At 47.1% G+C, this 20,086-nt stretch carries 18 protein-coding genes; 10 read left to right on the top strand and 8 right to left on the bottom strand.

The window, feature by feature from the left end; genetic code table 11:
• Positions 1–82: 82 nt before the first annotated feature.
• The 7 genes from SGLY_RS05250 (at position 83) to SGLY_RS18075 (ending at position 8,719) form a co-directional block, all read left to right on the top strand.
• The gene (locus SGLY_RS05250; protein ID WP_013624241.1) at positions 83–1,135 is read left to right on the top strand and encodes a DUF6070 family protein; all 1,053 of its coding nucleotides are present in this window, start codon (positions 83–85) and stop codon (positions 1,133–1,135) included.
• 1,167 nt (positions 1,136–2,302) lie between these two features.
• Entirely contained in the window at positions 2,303–2,848 is a 546-nt protein-coding gene (locus SGLY_RS05245) for a hypothetical protein (protein ID WP_148228073.1), read from the top strand.
• Positions 2,849–3,091: 243 nt separating this feature from the next.
• Complete coding sequence (locus SGLY_RS05240) at positions 3,092–5,059, top strand: DUF1430 domain-containing protein (protein ID WP_041445071.1); 1,968 nt, start codon at positions 3,092–3,094, stop codon at positions 5,057–5,059.
• Positions 5,056–5,664 carry an ATP-binding cassette domain-containing protein gene (locus tag SGLY_RS05235; RefSeq protein WP_013624238.1) on the top strand — a complete coding sequence of 203 codons (609 nt, stop codon included), beginning with the start codon at positions 5,056–5,058 and terminating at the stop codon, positions 5,662–5,664. The genes SGLY_RS05240 and SGLY_RS05235 overlap by 4 nt, the downstream gene beginning before the upstream one ends.
• Positions 5,665–5,776: 112 nt before the next feature.
• Positions 5,777–7,735: a DUF1430 domain-containing protein gene (locus SGLY_RS05230; RefSeq protein WP_041445070.1), complete on the top strand. Its 1,959-nt coding sequence runs from the start codon at positions 5,777–5,779 to the stop codon at positions 7,733–7,735.
• Positions 7,736–7,912: 177 nt separating this feature from the next.
• Positions 7,913–8,356, top strand: a complete 444-nt coding sequence (locus tag SGLY_RS05225) for a hypothetical protein (protein ID WP_013624236.1) — start codon at positions 7,913–7,915, stop codon at positions 8,354–8,356.
• Between the two features lie 156 nt (positions 8,357–8,512).
• Positions 8,513–8,719, top strand: a complete 207-nt coding sequence (locus SGLY_RS18075) for a hypothetical protein (protein WP_169312009.1) — start codon at positions 8,513–8,515, stop codon at positions 8,717–8,719.
• Between the two features lie 181 nt (positions 8,720–8,900).
• Here the strand turns inward: SGLY_RS18075 and SGLY_RS17020 are convergent, their stop codons facing one another.
• From SGLY_RS17020 to SGLY_RS18700, 7 genes are all read right to left on the bottom strand, one after another.
• Positions 8,901–13,757, bottom strand: coding sequence for an Ig-like domain-containing protein (locus SGLY_RS17020; protein ID WP_013624235.1), 4,857 nt, complete (start codon positions 13,755–13,757; stop codon positions 8,901–8,903).
• The gene (locus SGLY_RS05205; protein ID WP_242822980.1) at positions 13,754–14,056 is read right to left on the bottom strand and encodes a hypothetical protein; all 303 of its coding nucleotides are present in this window, start codon (positions 14,054–14,056) and stop codon (positions 13,754–13,756) included. The genes SGLY_RS17020 and SGLY_RS05205 overlap by 4 nt, the downstream gene beginning before the upstream one ends.
• A gap of 185 nt (positions 14,057–14,241) precedes the next feature.
• Positions 14,242–14,877, bottom strand: coding sequence for a PrsW family glutamic-type intramembrane protease (locus tag SGLY_RS05200; protein WP_013624233.1), 636 nt, complete (start codon positions 14,875–14,877; stop codon positions 14,242–14,244).
• The gene (locus tag SGLY_RS05195; RefSeq protein ID WP_013624232.1) at positions 14,874–15,530 is read right to left on the bottom strand and encodes a hypothetical protein; all 657 of its coding nucleotides are present in this window, start codon (positions 15,528–15,530) and stop codon (positions 14,874–14,876) included. The genes SGLY_RS05200 and SGLY_RS05195 overlap by 4 nt, the downstream gene beginning before the upstream one ends.
• Complete coding sequence (locus tag SGLY_RS05190) at positions 15,514–15,867, bottom strand: hypothetical protein (RefSeq protein ID WP_013624231.1); 354 nt, start codon at positions 15,865–15,867, stop codon at positions 15,514–15,516. The genes SGLY_RS05195 and SGLY_RS05190 overlap by 17 nt, the downstream gene beginning before the upstream one ends.
• Positions 15,851–16,492, bottom strand: coding sequence for an RNA polymerase sigma factor (locus tag SGLY_RS05185; RefSeq protein WP_242822979.1), 642 nt, complete (start codon positions 16,490–16,492; stop codon positions 15,851–15,853). Before SGLY_RS05185 ends, SGLY_RS05190 begins: the two co-directional genes overlap by 17 nt.
• Complete coding sequence (locus tag SGLY_RS18700; RefSeq protein WP_013624230.1) at positions 16,392–16,598, bottom strand: helix-turn-helix domain-containing protein; 207 nt, start codon at positions 16,596–16,598, stop codon at positions 16,392–16,394. The genes SGLY_RS05185 and SGLY_RS18700 overlap by 101 nt, the downstream gene beginning before the upstream one ends.
• A gap of 87 nt (positions 16,599–16,685) precedes the next feature.
• Here SGLY_RS18700 and SGLY_RS05180 point away from each other — a divergent pair, with 87 nt between their 5' ends.
• Together SGLY_RS05180 and SGLY_RS05175 are read left to right on the top strand one after the other, a co-directional pair.
• Positions 16,686–16,967, top strand: a complete 282-nt coding sequence (locus tag SGLY_RS05180; RefSeq protein ID WP_148228072.1) for a hypothetical protein — start codon at positions 16,686–16,688, stop codon at positions 16,965–16,967.
• 178 nt (positions 16,968–17,145) lie between these two features.
• Entirely contained in the window at positions 17,146–17,658 is a 513-nt protein-coding gene (locus tag SGLY_RS05175; protein ID WP_013624229.1) for a GNAT family N-acetyltransferase, read from the top strand.
• A gap of 73 nt (positions 17,659–17,731) precedes the next feature.
• Here SGLY_RS05175 and SGLY_RS05170 read toward each other — a convergent pair whose 3' ends face one another.
• Positions 17,732–19,066 carry an ATP-binding protein gene (locus tag SGLY_RS05170; protein WP_013624228.1) on the bottom strand — a complete coding sequence of 445 codons (1,335 nt, stop codon included), beginning with the start codon at positions 19,064–19,066 and terminating at the stop codon, positions 17,732–17,734.
• 291 nt (positions 19,067–19,357) lie between these two features.
• Between SGLY_RS05170 and SGLY_RS05165 the strand changes: the two genes are divergently transcribed.
• Complete coding sequence (locus tag SGLY_RS05165; RefSeq protein WP_013624227.1) at positions 19,358–20,071, top strand: gamma-glutamyl-gamma-aminobutyrate hydrolase family protein; 714 nt, start codon at positions 19,358–19,360, stop codon at positions 20,069–20,071.
• The last annotated feature ends 15 nt before the right edge of the window (positions 20,072–20,086 follow it).

Below are 20,086 nucleotides of genomic sequence, written 5' to 3'. Positions count from 1 at the left end.
TAGTCTCATTTTATTCCAAGGGTTTTTTGCATTATATCGAATAAATAAGAGTAAGTGAAATACATTCATAGAGGAGACAAGTATGTTTAGAAAAAACTTTTGCCCAACAATTATAGTATTACTAGCAGCATTAGCATTTCTATTTTCATTAACTGGTTGTGCTAATGTTCCATCAAATCAGAATAAAGAATCTCAAATTGTTATTCCTAAAGAAGTTATTCCTAAAATCATTAGGGAGGTAGCAGACAATAAATCAGAAAATCCATCAAATGCACAAGTAAACGAAGTTGCTCAGAAAATTGGAAATCTTGGATTCCCAGTTTTAAGATATAACGAGAACATGATTAACTACAAGCCTGTTGATGATTTTTTTAAAAATGCTCTAGCTGGAAAAGAAGGGAAAGTGACTGTTTATTCGCCTCTTTCCTATATCCTAGATATAACCAGCTACAATTTTACTTATGCCAAAGGAAAAATGACATGCTCTTACATAATTTACAATGCGAATGGTATTGAAACCATGGTTCCAAGAAACATAACTAAATTTGTTTACACAAAGAAAGGAAATGTTTATTTTCATTTTGAAGATGGTCCAGAACTTGAAAACACGGGCTTTAGAGTCTTATCTTTAAGCGAACAAAGCCGCGAATACTATAAAAGATATGTTGAACCGGGATTTATTGATCAAGGGCCGTTGGTTATGAGTTGGAACAGTAGCAGCTTCAATGAATTAAACTGGGATTACATTTTAGATAGACTATGGGTGTATGAAAACGGCACATATATGGGCAATTCAAAGTATTACATTAATAACTCGATTGTTATACCTCAGGATATCGTTGAGAAAAAGTTGCAAAAATATTTTGAGGTGCCAACAAAGACACTTCGAGCTTTGAAACAATACAACAAGAAGAATGGGACTTATACCTTCTATGGTTTTAATGGCGGTGGTTATTCTCCTACACTTGAAGTCTCTAAATTCCAAAATAATACTGATGGAACACTGACTCTTTGGGTTGATTTTGTTGAATTAGAATTTGGCAAAGAACTTGCTGCTCAAAGTATTTTAACTGTTAAAAATGAACCTGACGGATCATTTAAATATATTTCAAATAAATATACTCAAACGAAATAAGCTGTGCTGCTTTCCTGTTTTAACAAAAAAGGATAGAGGACGCTGAGAATATTAAACTCTTAGCGTCCTCTATAACTTATTTTATCCTTCTATCTTACAGTACTACATAGCCAATCAAACCTGATCAATTGTATGGGGGCTATGGATCATCAAACGGTCTAGCTACTGGCTTTGTGGTATTGCCAGGCGAGCTACGTTGAATAATCTTCATGCCGGTTCGACTCCGGCCTCGGTACCAGAGCAATCGCTCTTAAAGCTGTGATACAAGCGGATTTAAGGGCTTTTTTCTTTTCCGGCGGCGCTTTTTTTGCTGACTGGAAAACCCTCAAAAATATGAATCAGAATGACATAACGCCGTCTGCATTGCGTCAATACAGCTCCAAGCTTAGATACAAATGGGCCTAATTAATACGTAAAAATCCTTCCTTTCCGCTTATTCGATTTATATATTACACCTTACGACCTTCGCTGTTCTATTCATTTCACATTCTTACAGCCTTCAATTCCAATATACGCCCGTATCAGCATTCGGTAAAATAGGTTAATTTGTCGTAATTTGATTGAAAATTATTCTTTTAAAAGGATGTGATTTTGCCCGTTTAATGCAATGTATATCGTGAAAGGAGAAATGAACAGATAAATCTCAAATCAAAGCTAATCATGTAGAAATAAAAACAAGCGATGGTCATACGAATTTTCACTGACATATGAGATTGCTTAAGTTTACTCCCGAAGCTTTAATATCAAAAGGAGGTGGACAGGCTATGATGCATCTAAGATCCCCGTCTACAACAAAAGGCTCTCTCATAATCCTAGTGATCACCAACCTCTGAAAGTCTTTGATTAGAAGAATATTTGAAAGCCTTAAAACTTATTATGCAGCAATTTATGACGAACAGCAGTGATTTGCAAATCCTTCAAACTCGTTCCGGCGATATTGGATATTACTTAGGACTAGGCATCAACGTTTGGTGTCAGGTTAATATCTGACGAACTAACCATAGCTTCAACTTTGAACTGAACGAAAAGAAAAAAGGGTTGTCCATAAACTTTTCTCAATCCCTTTTTCTCTCTAATATAATATCTATGGAGAAAAATTAGAAAGTAGTTGATTGGTAAATGCTATTACGAAAATATCCCATCATATCCATATCCCTCATAGCATTGATGATCAGTTTATTCGTCCCAGGTTGCGGCTCTGCGAAAAGTATAGGGGAAAATACAGAGTCGATTACTGCAACAACCCCTGTAACAATCGATGGTTTCACCCTGTTGGAGCGAACATATGCCGACACCGATAGTGATGGTACGAATGAAATCGTTGAATTATATACCTCGGCGGAAAAGATAGCCTCCGGTCGTATCGGATGGGATACCGGACATCAATGGGTGCTGCTCGTGAGAAAAGGTGAGGAAACCTTCCCTCTCTTTAATGACCGGTTGCAATATGGGGAACTGCAATATTGGATTGTCAGTTTTAATAAAGACAACATTCAAAGTCCCGAAACCACAGATCTGGAAAAACGCATCTATGTTTCAATCTCCACGGACCTGGATTTTCGATTATTCAATTATTACTGGGATAAACAAAATCACAGCTACACAAAAGAGGTCATGTTTAACCCCCAAAATCAATGGGGTGTAAGACACTTTAATCAGTATAACATCCCTGATCCTGATCGCATCGAAGTAGAACCAGCTAATCCCCTCTGAAAAGATAAAATCAGAATAACATAACGCCGTTCGCATTCTTACAGCTTTTTATTCCGATATACATCCGTATCATCTTCCGGTAAAAATAGGTTAATTTGTCGTAATTTGATTGAAAATATATTTTTTTAAAAGAGGTGATTTTGCCCGTTTAATGTAATGTATATCGTGAAGGGAGAAATGAACAGATAAATCTCAAATCAAAGCCAATCATGTAGAAACAAAAAGCAGAAGGGTTTTTGTATGATGAAGAAAATAAAAGTGATCGTCATATCCTTGTTAATCACTATAGGCTTTCTGTTTAACGGGGAATTGTTCATTCTTTATCTGGACGGTTTTCAAGAATCCTATTACCAGTCAGGATTTGAGTTTGTGAATCGGGAAGCCGATATCGAGGAAGAAGAAGTCATCCAGGATTTTCTCCAGGCGGGAAAGGACTATGATGTCGATTTCTTCTTTGTAGACAGTACGATTGTCTCGGCCTACGCCAAAGAGATAACGATATTCGGCACGCCGAACGCCTTGAAAACCCTGCAAGCCAAGGGGATTCCTGAAGGAAAGCATAATAGCCTTTTTATGGGGGAAACCCAGGTTAGATATGAGAATTTCAGTCATATTAAGACGATGGAAAAGTTCCAAGATTGTTATTACATCGGCGATCAATCCCAACTGAAAGCGATGCGCCTATTCAAAGCGAGCCTGGTCGGTAAATACGGAGGCGGACTCCCGAAATTGTTCAGCTCCGATCAAGAGACCTGGCTGAATCTATTTTCAGTTTGGTCGATCATTTTTGGCCTGATCCTGTTGCTGACGATTTATGAAATCATTAGCTTGAAGAAGGAAATCATGGTGCGGATCACCCTTGGGGAAGATGTCAGAGCCCTTTTCGGCAAAAATGCTTTGGCCGATCTCGCTATCCTGGCCGGCGCTTTTATCAGCATACCGTTCCTATTACGCCCCTTCTCCAATGTCTTTTTTAAGATTGAAGCCCTGGCCCTGGCCTTTCTGGTGTTCATGATGGCCAATACCCTGATCAATGCGGCAATTCTACGCGTTAACTTGAAAAAAGATATCGCCGCCAGACGCTCCGGCGGCGGACTGCTTACAGCCAACTATATCTTGAAAACCGTCACCACCATACTTACCCTCATTGTCTTATCCAGTAATTTCGCCATCCTGGCGCAAGGGTATCTGATGTATAAGCAAAGTGATTTTTTCTCCGAACACAAAGATTATCATTACTATCAATTAAATTACAGGGTGGATAATCACTTAGGCAAAACAATATCAGATGACGAAACGATGAATCAGGAATTCTATCAACGATTTCAAAACTATTCCTTGCAATACAACGATTTGACAGCGAATTTCAACAGCCCTTACCCTGTCATCCTAATCAATAGAAATTCGTTTGCAGAAATCTCAAAAATGAACAATACCTTGGCGGAGACGGTCAAAAGCGCCGACGATGATTATTATCTGCTGATCCCATCCGGTATATCGGAGGATTCTCAGGAATATGCTGTGGCGGAACAAATATTCACCGCTTTTTGGGGACAAAATATTCATTTTAAAACCAAAATATATGATGACGATGTAAGTTTAGTGGGTATTCATAATATGGATAAGTATGTAAGCCGGCCAATGGAGAACCCGATCATAATTTTCAATAATACACTTCAACAAATTGATGAAGATCAAGCAGAGAGTGATATGTACTACGCCTATAGTACGATGTACAATATCCCCGAGCAGGACTTCAATAATTTTATCACGGAGTATCAGCTGTCCGATCAAATCATGGCCAAATCCAATGCCCTGGATATCTATGAGCACAATTGGACGATTATCTCCCGCAATATGAAATTGGTCGTGATTTTGTCGATCTTCTTGCTGGCGCTGGAACTGGCGCTGATCAGTTTTATTCTCAAGCTGGAGTATCAGTTCAACGCGATGGAACTGGCGCTGAAGAAAGTACTGGGTTACTCATTTTTTGCCCGAAACAAACGGTTGATCCTGATTACATTCGTCGTTTTTCTGCTGAGCTTATTCCTGGCGTTTTTGCTGAGAGGACTCTTAGGAATTGCCGAGGGCGCTGATCTGATCTGGGGAGGGCTCATTTTACTGGCTCTTGAGTCAGGATTTATCGCCAAGAAGGCAAGCGCGATGGAAAAAGCCAATATCCCGGCCATTCTGAAAGGAAGGATATTATGATTGAAGGAATTGATATCACCAAAAAGTTTGATGGTCTGACTCTCTTTCAGGATTATAATTTTCTGATCGAGGATCAGGAATTCGTCTGCTTTTCCGGTGCCAGCGGAACGGGAAAGACCACCTTATTAAACATGATCGGCTTAATCGAGCCGATTGACGCCGGAAGCTTAAGAATCAATGGAATCGAGTACACGACCAATAAGCAGAAACTGGAGTATTTCCGCTCTGTCGCTGGGTTTATCTTTCAAAATTTCGCGCTGATCGAAAGTAAAACAGTTGAACAGAACCTTGAGTTGATCAGGCAGGGCAGCCGCACCAATCATACGATTGAAGAAGTGCTGGAAAGAGTCGGGTTAGAAAGCAAACTGCATAGCAAAGTCTATACCCTGTCCGGCGGAGAGCAGCAGCGGGTAGCATTGGCCCGTTTATTTCTAAAAAAATGCCAGATCGTTTTAGCGGATGAACCGACAGGATCGCTGGACGCCAAAAATGCTCAAATCATTATGGATATTCTGCTTTCACTGAATGCCGAAGGGAAAACCGTCATTATCGTGACCCATGATCAAAAAATTAAAGATAAGGCCCAGAGGGTGATCGAACTATAAATTTTGCTTTGAACGCATGGGTTTGAAGATTTTTTGGTTACGATATGTTGATATGGAGACATTCTTTCGTTTTCGTATTTGCCACAGTTAATATAGAAGGGTTTTCTGTATGATGAAGAAAATAAAACTGATCGTCATATACCTGTTAATCACCATAGGCTTTCTGTTTAACGGGGAGCTGTTCATTCTCTATCTGGACGATTTTCAAGGATCCTATTACCAGTCAGGGTTTGATTTTGTGAATCGGGAAGTCGATATTGAAGAAAAAGAAGTCATCCGGGATTTTCTCCAGGCGGGAAAGGCGTATGATGTCGATTTCTTCTTTGTGGACAGTACGATTGTCTCGGCCTACGCCAAAGAGATAACGATATTCGGCACTCCGAACGCCTTGAAAACCCTGCAAGCCAAGGGGATTCCTGAAGGAAAGCATAATAGCCTTTTTATGGGGGAAACCCAAGTCAGATACGAGGATTTCAGTCATATTAAAACGATGGAAAGATTCACAGACTGTTATTACATCGGCGATCCATCTCACCAGGAAGCGATGCGCCTATTCAAAGCGAGCCTGATCGGTAAATACGGAGGCGGACTCCCGAATTTGTTCAGCTCCGATCAAGAGACCTGGCTGAATCTATTTTCAGTTTGGTCGATCATTTTTGGCTTGATCCTGCTGTTGACGATTTATGAAATCATTAGCTTGAAGAAGGAAATCATGGTGCGGATCACCCTTGGGGAGGATGTCAAAGCCCTTTTCGGCAAAAATGCTTTGGCCGATCTCGCTATCCTGGCCGGCGCCTTTATTAGCATCCCGTTCCTATTACGCCCCTTCTCCAATGTCTTTTTTAAGATTGAAGCCCTGGCCTTGGCTTTTCTGGTGTTCATGATTGCTAATACCCTGATCAACGCGGCAATATTGCGCGTTAACTTGAAAAAAGATATCGCTGCCAGACGCTCCGGCGGCGGACTGCTTACAGCCAACTATATCCTGAAAACCGTCACCACCATACTTACCCTGATTGTCTTATCCAGTAATTTCGCGATACTGGTTCAAGGGTATCTGATGTATAAGCAAGGTGATTTTTTCTCCGAACATAAGGATTATGATTACTATAAATTAAATTACAGGGTGGATAATCACTTAGGCAAAACAATGGAAGATGACCTTGTGATGAATGAAGAATTCTATCAACGGTTTCAAAATTATTCATTGCAGTACGTCGACTTGTCAGATCATTTCAACAGCCCTTACCCTGTTATTTTAATCAATCGAAATGCCTTTGAAGAAATATCAGGATGGAACAATGCCTTGGCGGAGACGGTCCAAAGCGCGGACGATGATTATTATATGCTGATCCCGTCCGGTATGTCGGAGGATTCTCAGGAATATGATATCGCGAAAGAAATATTCACTACTTTTTTTGGAAAGAATATTCAATCCATTACGACCAAAGTGTATGACGACGATATCAGTTTAGTGGGCATTAATAATCAGGTGAACTATACAAGCCGGCCAATGGCGAACCCGATCATCTTATTCAATAATACGCTTCAATATCAGGCATGCAACATTATGCACCAGTCCTATGATACGATGTTCAATATCCCCGAGCAGGATTTCAATCAGTTCATCGCCGAGTATCAGCTGTCCGATCAAATCAGGGTCAAATCCAATGCCCTGGATGTCTATGAGCACAATTGGACGATGATCTCCCGCAATATGAAATTGGTCGTGATTTTATCAATCTTCTTGCTGACGCTGGAAATCGGGCTGATCGGCTTTATTCTCAAGCTGGAGTATCAGTTCAACGCGATGGAACTGGCGCTGAAAAAAGTCTTGGGCTACTCATTTTTTGCCAGAAACAAACGGTTAATCCTGATTACATTCGTCGTTTTTCTGCTGAGCTTATTCCTGGCGTTTTTGCTGAGAGGACTCTTAGGAATTGCCGAGGGCGCTGATCTGATCTGGGGAGGGCTCATTTTACTGGCTCTTGAGTCAGGATTTATCGCCAAGAAGGCAAGCGCGATGGAAAAAGCCAATGTCCCGGCCATTCTGAAAGGAAGGATATTATGATTGAAGGAATTGATATCACCAATGTATAGAAGTGAAGGGAAAAATCAACGTATAATCTCAAATCAAAATGCAAGCCAATCACGCAGAACAAAAAACAGGCGCAGACTATGGTAATCTTTACTGCACGATGAGATTGGTGAAAGGTGAATTCGAATATCGATAGACGGGAGGAAAGAAATGATGAAGGGAAAGAAAACATTCTCATGGGCTGCCATTAGTCTTGGCGTAATCTTTCTTGCGGTACGATTAATCGTAAACGTCGATACAGCTTATTCGGATCGTCATATCTCTCAGCAAGAACTTGCATTTAAAGATAAGGCTGTAGAAATGATGAATATAGATACTGATAAGGCCAAACCTGCGTACATGCGAGATGTCTATGACGGCGATACTTCTAAATTGAGTCCTGATGTCAGATATCAATGCTCAGCTGCTCTTAAAGCGTTAGCGCTGGACGGAACTCACAGAAATGGTGATTTCATGCCACTCTTCTTCATCGAAGGAAATGATAAAGTATCGATAGCACTTAAACACAACGACGGAACTCTAACCCTTGCTGAATTTGACATATCGGAAAAAAATCCGCTTAAAACAAATCAAATCGTTAAGGAGGAAGAATAATGATGCGTAGAAAGCTGAAAATTTCAATTTTAACATTTGGTATTAATCCGGCATGAATTGTATAAACGGCTTTCCAATGGGGAGCCCATCAATAATCATATTCTGGATTTGTCCTTTCCTGCTTCTTATCAACTAAATGTTGTAGAGCTCTTGGATTTGGCGTATACAACAGGTAATATGAAACATGCCGGCTGCCAAAGCGCGCTTGACTTTGTGAAAAGCAAAAAAACGAAAGACGGCTATTGGAAAATCAATTATGTTTATAAGTCTGACGGATATGTCTCTTTTGATCAACGCGGGGAAAAAGCCAACTGGTTGACGTATTTGTTGGACAGATGCTTTACCTATTCCTATTTTATATAAAATTCAAAATCAAAGCGGCCGTCCGCCTGAGGAGTCCCTCAATGAGAACGGTCGTTTTGCTATGCGGGAGGGAGATGCGGCAGATGAAGCATCTATTTATAAGGCAAGCCGAACACAAAAAAGCAAGGCTGGAAGCCGAACCATACCGGCCTCCACCCCTGCCCTATCTACTTGGGTTTTATTACTTTGTCTTTCTCACGCCGGTTTCGTCCACCTCGTACTCGCCGATTTTGGTGTTCCGAGCGAGGGAGCCATCGGCATTGAAGTAATACCACTTACCGCCGATCTCCAGCCACCTGCCGGATACCATCAGGCCGTCCTTGGTGAAGTAATAGCGTTTGTCGCTGATGTCCAGCCAGCCTACAGCCGCTTTGTTCCCGGTGTAGTACCGCCAGTTGTTCTCATTCTTGACCCAGCCGGTTTTGAGCGTACTATCCGTATTGAAGAAATATTTCGTTCCGTCAATGGTCTGCCAACCGGTGAGAGCCTTTCCGTCCTTGTAGTACAGGTACTGGCCTGCGTCGTTTTGCGCCCAGCCCTGTGTCGTGGCGGGGTCGATGGTCAGCTTGATGTAGCGGTGGAGCATGGCGCTGGCCTCGGCGCAGGTAGCATTGGACTTGGGATTAAACTTGTTGTTTGTTTCGCCCGTCATAATGCCCGCCTGCTGCATGGCTATGACTGCCGTTTTGTAGGCGCTGCCGATGCTGGATACGTCCGCATAGGCGGCGGCTTCACGGGTCACAGGCAGCTTGTAGCCGGTGCCCTTGGCGAAGTTTGCGAAGATGACCGCAATTTCCTCACGGGTGATGGCACGGTCGGGTTCAAACTTGCCGTTTCCGATGCCCTGCACAACGCCCTTTTTATCTGCCCACTCGATGTAAGGGCGGAACGCACTGTCCGCTTTCACATCGGTGAAGCTGTTTGTGGTGTATGCTTTCACATCCACGCCTGCCAGTTTGCCGAGAGCCGTCACCAGCATTCCCCGTGTCATGGCTTTATCCGGTGCAAAGGTGGTTTGGGATGTGCCGGAGAAAAGCCCTCTGCCCACCACATAATCAATGGATTCCTTTGCCCAATGGCTGCCGATATCGGTAAAATTGGCAGATGGTTCTTCGTACCCCACGCCGTACACCGAGAAGTGGTTGGTGTTGAAGATCACACTTCTGCTGTTTGCGTCATAGGCCGAGCCGGGAATGCGGCTCCGCTTGCCTTTAGCATCCACATAGACAGCATAGAGGTATCCCGCAGCTTCGTTTTTCTCCGGCAGGCAGGGAATGGAGAGGGTTGCGTTGCCGCTTCCAAGGCTTGTGATTGTGACGGTTTTGCCATCTTTCACTGTTGTAAAGGTTATTTCGTAAGCGTTTCGCACACCCGCGACAGTGACAGGTTTAACCGTAACGGTTACGTCACCTGTGCTTTGGGATAAAAGCTGGCGGATGGCCTCCTGATCGAGGCTAAAGGTCAGAAGCTGCCCATTCACCTCGAACTGCTGCACCTTGGTGTCGGCAAACTGTTTTAGCACCGATTGTGACAATACCAGTCCGAGGGATTTTGTATTTGCAGGAGTATTTACCGTAACCGATATGCTGATACCGTTTTCGGTCTTACCCTGTGATTTTGCCGCTGTGGCAGCTTTCTTAATGGCGTCCGCTATGGCGCTTTCCGGGATAGTTGCCGTAGCGTGCCCGTTTTTGTCAGCGGTCGCCGTAACGGAAATCTCAGCCGTTACCGGGTAATCGGGCTGTTTTTCTGATATGGTTGCCGAACTGCTGCCGGAAGAAGAACTGTAGCCCCTGTTCCGATTACCTCTATCGGAAACGGCGTTTACAGTGACGGCAATGTTTTTCACTGTCTGTGCAGAATCATGAAAGGTCACGATGATGCCGGTGGTTCCCGCCGCAAGCCCGGTGACGGTGACAGTTCCTGACGCTGTGACTCTGCCTGTGCTGACGGAAGCGATACTGCCGTTTGCGACGGTAATATCCGCCGCAGTCGCCGCCGAAACACCCTGACCGAGAGAAACGGTAAAGCTGGCCGTAGCGCCCTTATTTACAGTCAGTGTATTGGCTGAAACGGAAGGAGTCCGCGGCTCTGCCACAGTGGTAAAGCGATGTGAGGTATCCGCAGTCATGGGATTCCCCGCCGTATCCTCAAACCCGGAGATCGACAGGGTATATTCCATACTGTAGCCGAGCCGTGCGTATGGCACTGTGTAGACGGTACTGCCCACCGTCCAACTGCCGCCCATCAGAGAAGTAATTCCCCCGTCAAGGGACACGGTGCCCGCCGAGGTGTTCATGGATTCGCTGAACGTGATCACAATATTTCCGCCGATGGCAGTATCCACACCTCTCGGCGTGACATTTATCACGGTGGGACTGGTCGTGTCAGGCGCAGTTATTGTTGTAAAGCTATGGGAAATGTCGGCCGTCATGGTATTGCCTGCCATATCCTCAAACCCGGAGATCGACAGAGTATATGCCGTGCTGTAGCCGAGCAGTGAGTACGGCACCGTGTAGACGGTATTGCCTACCGTCCAACTGCCGCCCGTCAGAGAAGTAATTCCCCCGTCAAGGGACACGGTGCCTGCCGAGGTGTTCATTGCTTCGCTGAACGTGATGATAATATTTCCCCTGATGGCAGTATTTGTACCATTGGGAGTGACACTTACTACGGTGGGTCTGGTCGTGTCAGGCTCCGCTATGGTTGTAAAGCTATGGGAAGTGTTGGCCGTCATGGGATTGCTCGCCACATCCTCAAACCCGGAGATCGACAGAGTATATGCCGTGCTGTAGCCGAGCAGTGAGTAAGGCGCTGTGTAAACGGTACCGCCCACCGTCCAACTGCCGCCCGCCAGAGAAGTTGCACCTCCGTCAAGGGACACGGTGCCCGCCGAGGTATTCATGGCTTCGCTGAACGTGATCACAATATTTCCGCCGATGGCAGTATCCACACCGCTCGGCGTGACATTTATCACGGTGGGACTGGTCGTGTCAGGCGCAGTTATTGTTGTAAAGCTATGGGAATTGTCGGCTGTCATGGGATTCCCCGCCGTATCCTCAAACCCGGAGATCGACAGAGTATATTCCGTACTGTAGCCGAGCAGTGCGTAAGGCACCGTGTAGACTGTACTGCCTACAGTCCAACTGCCGCCCGTCAGAGAAGTAATTCCCCCGTCAAGGGACACGGTGCCTGCCGAGGTGTTCATGGCCTCACTGAAGGTAACGGTCATATTCCCGCTGATGGGGGCATTCGCTCCGCTTGGGGCAACGCTTGCCACGGTAGGATTTGTCGTGTCAGGCTCTGGTTCTGTTGTAAAGCGATGCGAAGCGTCGGCTGTCATCGCATTGCCCGCTACATCGTAAAAGCCGGAGATTGAGACGATATATTCCGTACTGCGGGTAAGGCTGGAATAAGGAACTGTATACACCTTCCTGTCTGTGTCCCAACTGCCTCCGGTCAATGCTCCAACACCGTTGTCTAAGGAGATTATCCCCACGGACGGCATCATTGCTTCGCTGAAGGCAATCGCAAGATTCCCGCTGATAGCTGCGCCGGCGTCATTGGGGGAAACACTCTGAATGGTTGGCGCAGCAGTATCAGCGGAGGAAAATCTGGAGGCGGTCACCGTGCCGCCGGTGATGGTGATGGTGCCATTTGTGCCGCCGATATCTACACTGGCGGATCCCCCTGCGGCTGTAACCGTGCCGCCGGTGATCTTGACGATGTCGCCACTGCCGCCTTGGCCGGCGCCAATCCCAGCGCCGTAAGTTCCTCCCGTAGCTTCGACCCACCCTCCATGGATATTGACGCTGCCGCCATTGCCGTGGTAGCCCCCGCCAATCCCCGCACCGGTGGAGCCTCCCGTGGCTTTGACTGTTCCCCCATAGATATTGACCGTACAGCCGTTGCCATACATGCCACTGTTGCCTAAGTAGCCCCCGCCAATCCCAGCGCCGTAAGTTCCTCCCGTGGCTGTGACCGTCCCCCCATAGATATTGACGCTGCCGCCGCTGCCTAGGTTGCCTCCTCCAATACCTGCACCACCTTTTTCTCCCGTGGCTGTGACACTTCCTCCATAAATGTTGACTGTACCGCCGCTGCTGTCGTGGCCTCCTCCGATGCCTGCACTGCCGTAAACCCCTCCCCCGCTCCTGGCAATGACTGTACCGCCATAGATATTAACGATACCGGCAGCTAAAGCACCGTCCTTGTCTGTACCAATACCTGCCCCGCTGTCGCCGCCCATAGCATCCAGTCTGCCTGTGCCCATTACCTGGCCGTAAATTGTCAAGCTATTCCCTTCATTGACGAGGACTCCCGCCTTTGTTCCGCTTCCCGTAACTGTCAGGGATGCACCGTCTGCCAGAATCAGCTTGACGTCGCCGTTTACGGTAAGGGTTCCCGTGGACACGTTGCCACTGACCACATACCAGCCACCGGTTGTGGTGTCATTCAGCCCTGTGGTTGCGCTCGAAATTTCTGTCGCGGTCTCGGTGTGTTCCACTCCGTGCTCATCCACATAAGGAGTAGTACCCGCTGCCCGGCCAGCCCTTAACAGCAGGGGCGTTGCCGCCTCTGTTGTAAACTGTGCCGAAGCGAGGGCTGAACGGCTCCCGCTGCCGCTTTCCAGCAGAGCGTAAACGGTGTAGTCCGTTTCCGCCGTCAGCCCTGTCAGCTCAGCGGTTATGGCGGCTCCCGTGGTTGCCGCAACGGTTTTTCCTGCCAGAACAGCCGCTTCGTCCGGCGCCGCCTCGTCGGACTTCTGCACCAGATAGGATACAGTTCCGTCCACGCTGCTGGTAAAGGCAAGCTCCGCTCCGCTGTCGGTCACGCTGCTTACGCTGACGGACAGCGTATTCTCCGAAACTGTATGTTTACCGGCATTGCTGTCGGTTGCAATACTCTCTCCAATGACAGGCGCAGAGACCTCGCCGCTTTCCTGTACCGGAGAAACTTCCTCCGCCCACGCCGTAACCGGCAGCAGGGTCACAACCATTGCCACCGCCAGCAGCAGGCTTAACATTCTTTTTTTCATTTCTGATCATCCTCCGTCTTATCGCATATTTTCTTTCTCTTTTCCCGATAGTGGATGCACAGCACCGTAATCGCTACCGCCGCGGCAAAGGCGATCACGCCCACCAGCACATAGCCGCCCGCGTCCTCAAACAGCATCGTTGCGCCGTACAATCCGGTCACACTGCCTTGCCCCCGGCCGCCCAATGCGCCGATTGCCCCTACAAGGCTGCCTGTCAGCATCAGACACAGTGCGGACAGCGCCTCGCTCAGGCGTTTTTCCCGTTTCCTGTGCAGCACGTTCACGCGCTGCGCTACCATTGCTACCCGCGTTTCCGTATCGTACATGAATAAGCCGCCTTCCCAAAAGACGCCTAAAAGTCTTTCTACTTACTGAGATACATAAAACGCAAAAACTCCCCACCTAAAATGAAATAAAGTTGAAAATATTTTTTGGCGCAAAAAAAGAGCCGCCTTTCGGCAGCTCCGAGGATGCTGTTTGCCGCTTACTCCGGCAGCTTGGGCCGCAGCAGCTTTGTAATGATAACGCCGGATAAAACAGTGAGGATCGGGATCAGCAGCCCCACCGTCTGCGCGGCGCCCCCCACGCTCAAAAGCAGATTGAAAATGGAGTGAAAGGTCATGGCAATGCACAAAAGCCCGAAGGTTCCCGCCACCTTTAGCCACGGGCGTTTCCATACATACAAAAGACCGTAACCCACGATGGCCCCGCAGACGATATGCATCGCGCCCGTACCGAAGCCGCGCATCAGCAGAAACCAAAGCTGCGACGCACCGTTTTCGATGAGGTAGCAGACGTTTTCAAAGGTGGCGAAGCCCGCCGCCACAAAAAGGATGGCGCTTTGCGCCTCCCGCCTCGCCGGTTCAAACACCAGCAGGAAAAAGAGCAGGGGCAGGAGCTTCATCGTTTCCTCGATCACCGGGGCAAGCTCCACCGTGGCCTGTGTGATGTCCGCACCGTAAAGCCTTGCAAAAAAGGTGTTGATATAGGCGGACAAAAGGCAGCCTCCCATTCCCGCAAGCAGGAAGACAAAGGCCGGGCGGCTGCGCTTTCCCGCGCACAGCATGGCGACCAGCAGGGGGGCGGCAATGCAGATAAAGACGTTCTCAATATAGATCACTCCGTCACCGCCTTTTTCAGCGTCGGCAGGAAGGTGAAAAACGTGGCGCTCAGGAGAAAGTCAAACCAATAGTAAGGGTTTAAAAGGGTGCCGCCCTGCCAATGACCGGAGGCAACCCAAAGGCCATGCTCCAGCAGGACAAATGCCAAAACCGCACCATGGAAATATTGACGGCTACGCAACCCACCGCTTTGGCGGCGGGCAAACAGCAGCCCCCGCAGGGCGGAGTACCCACATATGCCCAACAGCACCTCCCACAAAATATTCAGGAAATAGTCGCCCCACTGAAAAAAATAGAGGCCCATGACCGCGCAGAAGGCAGGAACAGCCCATGCCAGGGGAGGCCGGTACGCCCTTTCTTCCGGCAGGCGAATCGTCGTTTGCAGCACCAGCAGAAACAACACGCTTGCCAGCCAGCTTAAATCCGACACAGGGGAAAGCCTCGGCACATCCGAGCGGAACACAAGGAACAAAAGCCAGTAAATCAGGCCAAGGGCGAAAGCGCCGTAAAAGCAGGTGAGCAAAAACCACGTCTGCTCCTTACGCCGGAGAAAAAGCACGGCGGCGTAAATACCGCAGCCCGCCATGACCGCAAGCTGAATAGCATTGTCAATGGTCGAAAGCCGGATGGAAGCATCAATTGTTTCGGTCATCGTTCTCATCCGCCTTATCCCGATGGCTCCCACGGCGCAGAAGGAAGCAAAGGACGGTCAGGCACACGCCGAGGGCAAAGGCCAGCAGGCCGATGAGCACATAGCCAAGGGCACCGCCCTCATAAAAAATACTTGCCATCATGCCGGTGTTTGTATAGTCCCCCTGAGAAAGCCCCGCCATGATACCGGGCATGGCAGCGCCCATCCCCACGACGACAAGCAGACAGGCAGCGGCAGCGGACAGGCCGAGATACCGGCTTTGCCGCTGTTTCTTTTGCCGTGCCAATTCCTTTACTCGCCTTTCCACGGCGGCGGCCCGTTCATCGGTACTGCGCATCGGTAATCCCCTCCTGTTCCAATAGCGGGCGAAGGGCTTTCTTGCCCCGCCCCAGCAAATGATCGATTTGCTTTGTGGTTTTTCCCATGACCTGTGCCGCCTGCGCATAGCTCATATTTTCAAAATACAGAAGGTACAATGCCTCCCGGTAATCCGGGTTAATCTGCTCCATGCACTGACGCAGGATGCGGTTTTGTTCTTCGGTTTGCAAAACCGCTTCCACCAGCAGCCTGCTTTCCGGTTCGTTCTCTAAATCCTCAAGACTAAAGCAGGAGTGGCGGCGTTTATTCGCATGGCGCAGGGCAAGATTACGGGCCGTTTTATACAGATATGCCTTAAATCCGTTTTCCACAAGCCGGGGCTTTGCGGCCACCATGCGGGAAAAGGCTTCGATCATCAAATCCTCGGATTCGTGAATGTCGTGTATGTAGCCGTTAATATAGAGCGTCAAAGCGTTGCCGTGGCGTTCCATGAGAATGCGCAGCGCATTGCCGTCGCCGCCGAGATAGGCGGCGTAGAGCGCTTCATTTGTTGTTGCTGTTGTCGTAGCCGCCACCTCCTGTTCGTCTATATTTGCGTGGGTCGGCGGGCTTTTGGGCACATTCCGGAATGGCCCATGAAACACCAAACTTCTTAGCCCCCTCGATGCGTCCTGAGATGCAATACTGCTGCACCAGGCGTTCCGAAACCTTCCATTTTTTTGCCGCTTCCCGTACCGTAATATATTCCATAACCGTCCTCCGAAAAACTTTTACACCTTAATTGTATGCGCAGCTCCGCATAGCCGTCAAGAGTGATTGCTGGACGATCTCCGCAGGGTGACCCACTTCGCAAGGCAGAATGAACTGCTTTTCGCCAAGCACATCACCCAAAAGAACGGTGTTGAAATCCGCCGTGGGATTGCCCGCACCGAGCGTGAGCTGGAGATGCTCAAGTGGCGGGCCACTGAGTTGAGCACATTATTCAAAAGGCTGTATGAAGATAATGTCCTTGGCAAAATCCCGAACGAGGTCTTCCGAAAGCGTCGCATAAAACGGCAACGGCAGACAGCGAATACCCACTGTCTGCCGATACATACCGCCCACTTCACCACGGTTTAGAAAATATCCCTATGATACCGTGGAGAAGGGAGTGAGATATCTTTTGGGAATGGGCGACAAAGCATGATATTATGGACTTGAATCCAATCGGTCATAAGGATAGAAAAACAAGAATTTATCAATGTTCATCATTCGCGCAGAAGGTGCGTCAAATATATTTGGCAGGAGAAATTTTGGTATGATCATTTTAAGAACACCACGTTTGTTCCTGCGAAAACTACAAACAGATGATTATCGTTCGGTCTGCTCAATTTTGCAGGATATTGATGTCATGTATGCTTGGGAGCATCCCTTTTCTGATGAGGAAGTAGTGCAGTGGATTGACGAAAATATGATAAGGTATCATAGGGACGGTTATCGTTACTGGGCAGTGATAGAAAAAGCGTCTGATCAGTTAATTGGAGTCACCGGGTTAATTTCTGAACAAGCAGATGATGAAAAATATGTCGGCATTGGCTATATTTATCAAAAATCATACTGGGGAAATGGGTATGCCTTTGAAGCCGCTTCTGCTTGTATTGATTATGCTTTTAATATTTTGCATCTAAATGAAATTACAGCGCAAATTCGACCGGAGAATACGGCTTCAAGAAAAGTGGCTGAAAGACTTGGCATGTCCGTAACCAAGCAGTTTATTAGACGTGATAAAAATAGAGACATCCCTCATCTTCTTTATCGTCTTATACTATAGGCAGTTTGCCCCAGCTTGACACCGGAAGGTTGAGCATCATAAATTATTTTTTACTGCTTCGGGAGCATAGAGCTTAACCATGTTTCAGCGCCAGACCGATTAATTTATCTGTATAGTCCGCCATAAAAAGAGGAATGTTCAGCAGATCGTTATCCAGCTTAAGATTATTAAGAGAGAAACGGATCCGCAGTTTGACTTTGTCTCTGAATCTTTCCTTAAATTTTTTCAGGCTGGCGCTCTCCACATTGTCCTCAGACTTGACCTCAACAGGGAAAATATCGTTTTCCCTCTGAATGAGAAAATCAACCTCATAGGATGGATTCAAGACAGACCAGTATCGGGGTGTGGCTTCAAATTGATTTTGTAAAGCCTGCAGGACATAGTTTTCACTGAGAGCGCCTCTAAACTCAGCAAACAGTCTGTTGCCTTCCGAAAAAGCGGATGGAGCAAGCAATGCCAGCCGGCGCAGCAACCCAACATCTATAAGATAAAGTTTGAACGCCGTCAGGTCATCATAGGCGGAAATAGGCAGGCCAGGAGCACCGCTTCGGTAAATTTTTCGTACCAGCTGTGCGTCCACCAGCCATTGCAGCGCATCTTCATACTCTCTGGCCCGAGCACCTTCTTTGGCTGCTTTGTAGATAAATTTTTTGTTTTCTTTGGAAAGCTGCGAGGGGATGGACTTCCAAAGCAGCGATATTTTTGGAAACTCCTTTGGGTCAGGATGTTTGCCAAAATCTCTTTCATAAGCATTGATGATGTTGAGTAAGGCAGCTTGCATCATTTCTGTATTTCTTTCTTGCGTCCACATTTTGACTGACTCCGGCATACCGCCTGTAACAAAATACATTTTCATTTTTTCATATAAGGGATTGAAAAAGGCATCCGGTATCGGCGAAACGTTTTCAATACAGCTCAGATACTCCACAAGATTCCCGTCGCCGTTGGCAAGCAGGAATTCGGTGAAAGTCATGGGGCTGATATCCATAAAATCCACCTTGCCCACAGGAAAAGAGGATGGCTTTGCCAGAGCAATGCCCAGCAGCGAACCGGCGCAGGCAACATGATACTCACTTGCATTTTCGCAAAAATACTTTAATGAATTAATCACATTGGGACACTCTTGTATCTCATCAAAGATCACCAGGGTTTTTTCGGGCACGACTGTCTGACCGCTTGCAAAAACAAGGTTTTGCAATATGCGATTGACATCCTTAGTTGTTTCAAAAAACTGCCTGTACTCCTCATTTTCATCGAAATTAAAATAGGCGACATTCTCATAATATTTTCTGCCGAATTCTTTCAATATCCAAGTCTTGCCCACCTGGCGTACGCCCTTTAAGATCAGAGGCTTGCGATATTTGGAGTCTTTCCATTTGAGCAGATCGTTTAGAATAAATCGTTCCATGCAGACACCACCTCCAAATCACATAATTATATATATTTTAGTGCTAATCATCACATTATTATATATTGTACCCATTTTGAGCATCCACAATCAAGGCAAAAACACATGATTTTACATTATACAGGAAACAAAAGCAGCAGGGGCCGGACCGAATTCGTAAATCATCATCGGTATTCCCCGGGAAAATTCCATCCCTTGATTTATCTGTAAAACAGTGCTATGCTGATTTTAGCAAAGGCGCTCTGGCTCATACCGGAGCGCCTTTTTATTCAAACCAGAGGGATGAAGTGAATGCATAAAAGTACAATAGGAGTTATCCCGCTTTGGGATGAAGATAAAAACAGCATTTGGATGCTGCCGGGATATTTAGACGGTATTATCGCTGCCGGGGGCTGCCCGGTCATTCTGCCCTTGACAGACGATGATCAGATCATCCGGCAACTGGCCGCGGCGTATGATGGATTCCTGTTTACCGGAGGACATGATGTTTCTCCGGCACTTTATCATCAGGCTAAATCAGACCAGTGCGGCTTTGTTGTCGAAATACGCGATTCCATGGAAAGTCAATTGCTTACAAGGCTTATTGATCTGGATAAACCCGTTTTCGGTATTTGCAGAGGGATTCAGATGTTGAACGTTCTGTTGGGCGGAAGCCTTTATCAAGACCTGAACACCCAATTTCCGTCAACTATCCAACATAAACAACTTCCCCCTTATGACACCCCCGCCCACCGCCTTGAGATCGCCAAAGACAGCCCGCTGCATGATTTGCTCAGGAAAGACGCGATTCATGTCAACAGTTACCACCACCAGGCAATCCATACCATATCCCCACAGCTTACTGTCATGGCAGCAGCTCCCGACGGGCTGGCCGAAGCTGTCTGTTTGCCGGCAAAAAAGTTTGTATGGGCCGTACAATGGCACCCGGAATACTCTCTGCCTGACGAAAGCAGCAAACAGCTCTTCTCTGCATTTGTAGATGCCTGTCAGCCTGATCAGGGATAACCCCGGCCATTCAAC

It is taken from the genome of Syntrophobotulus glycolicus DSM 8271 (assembly GCF_000190635.1).
Lineage (GTDB): Bacteria > Bacillota > Desulfitobacteriia > Desulfitobacteriales > Syntrophobotulaceae > Syntrophobotulus > Syntrophobotulus glycolicus.
This window is presented reverse-complemented; position numbering and strand designations above follow the sequence as displayed.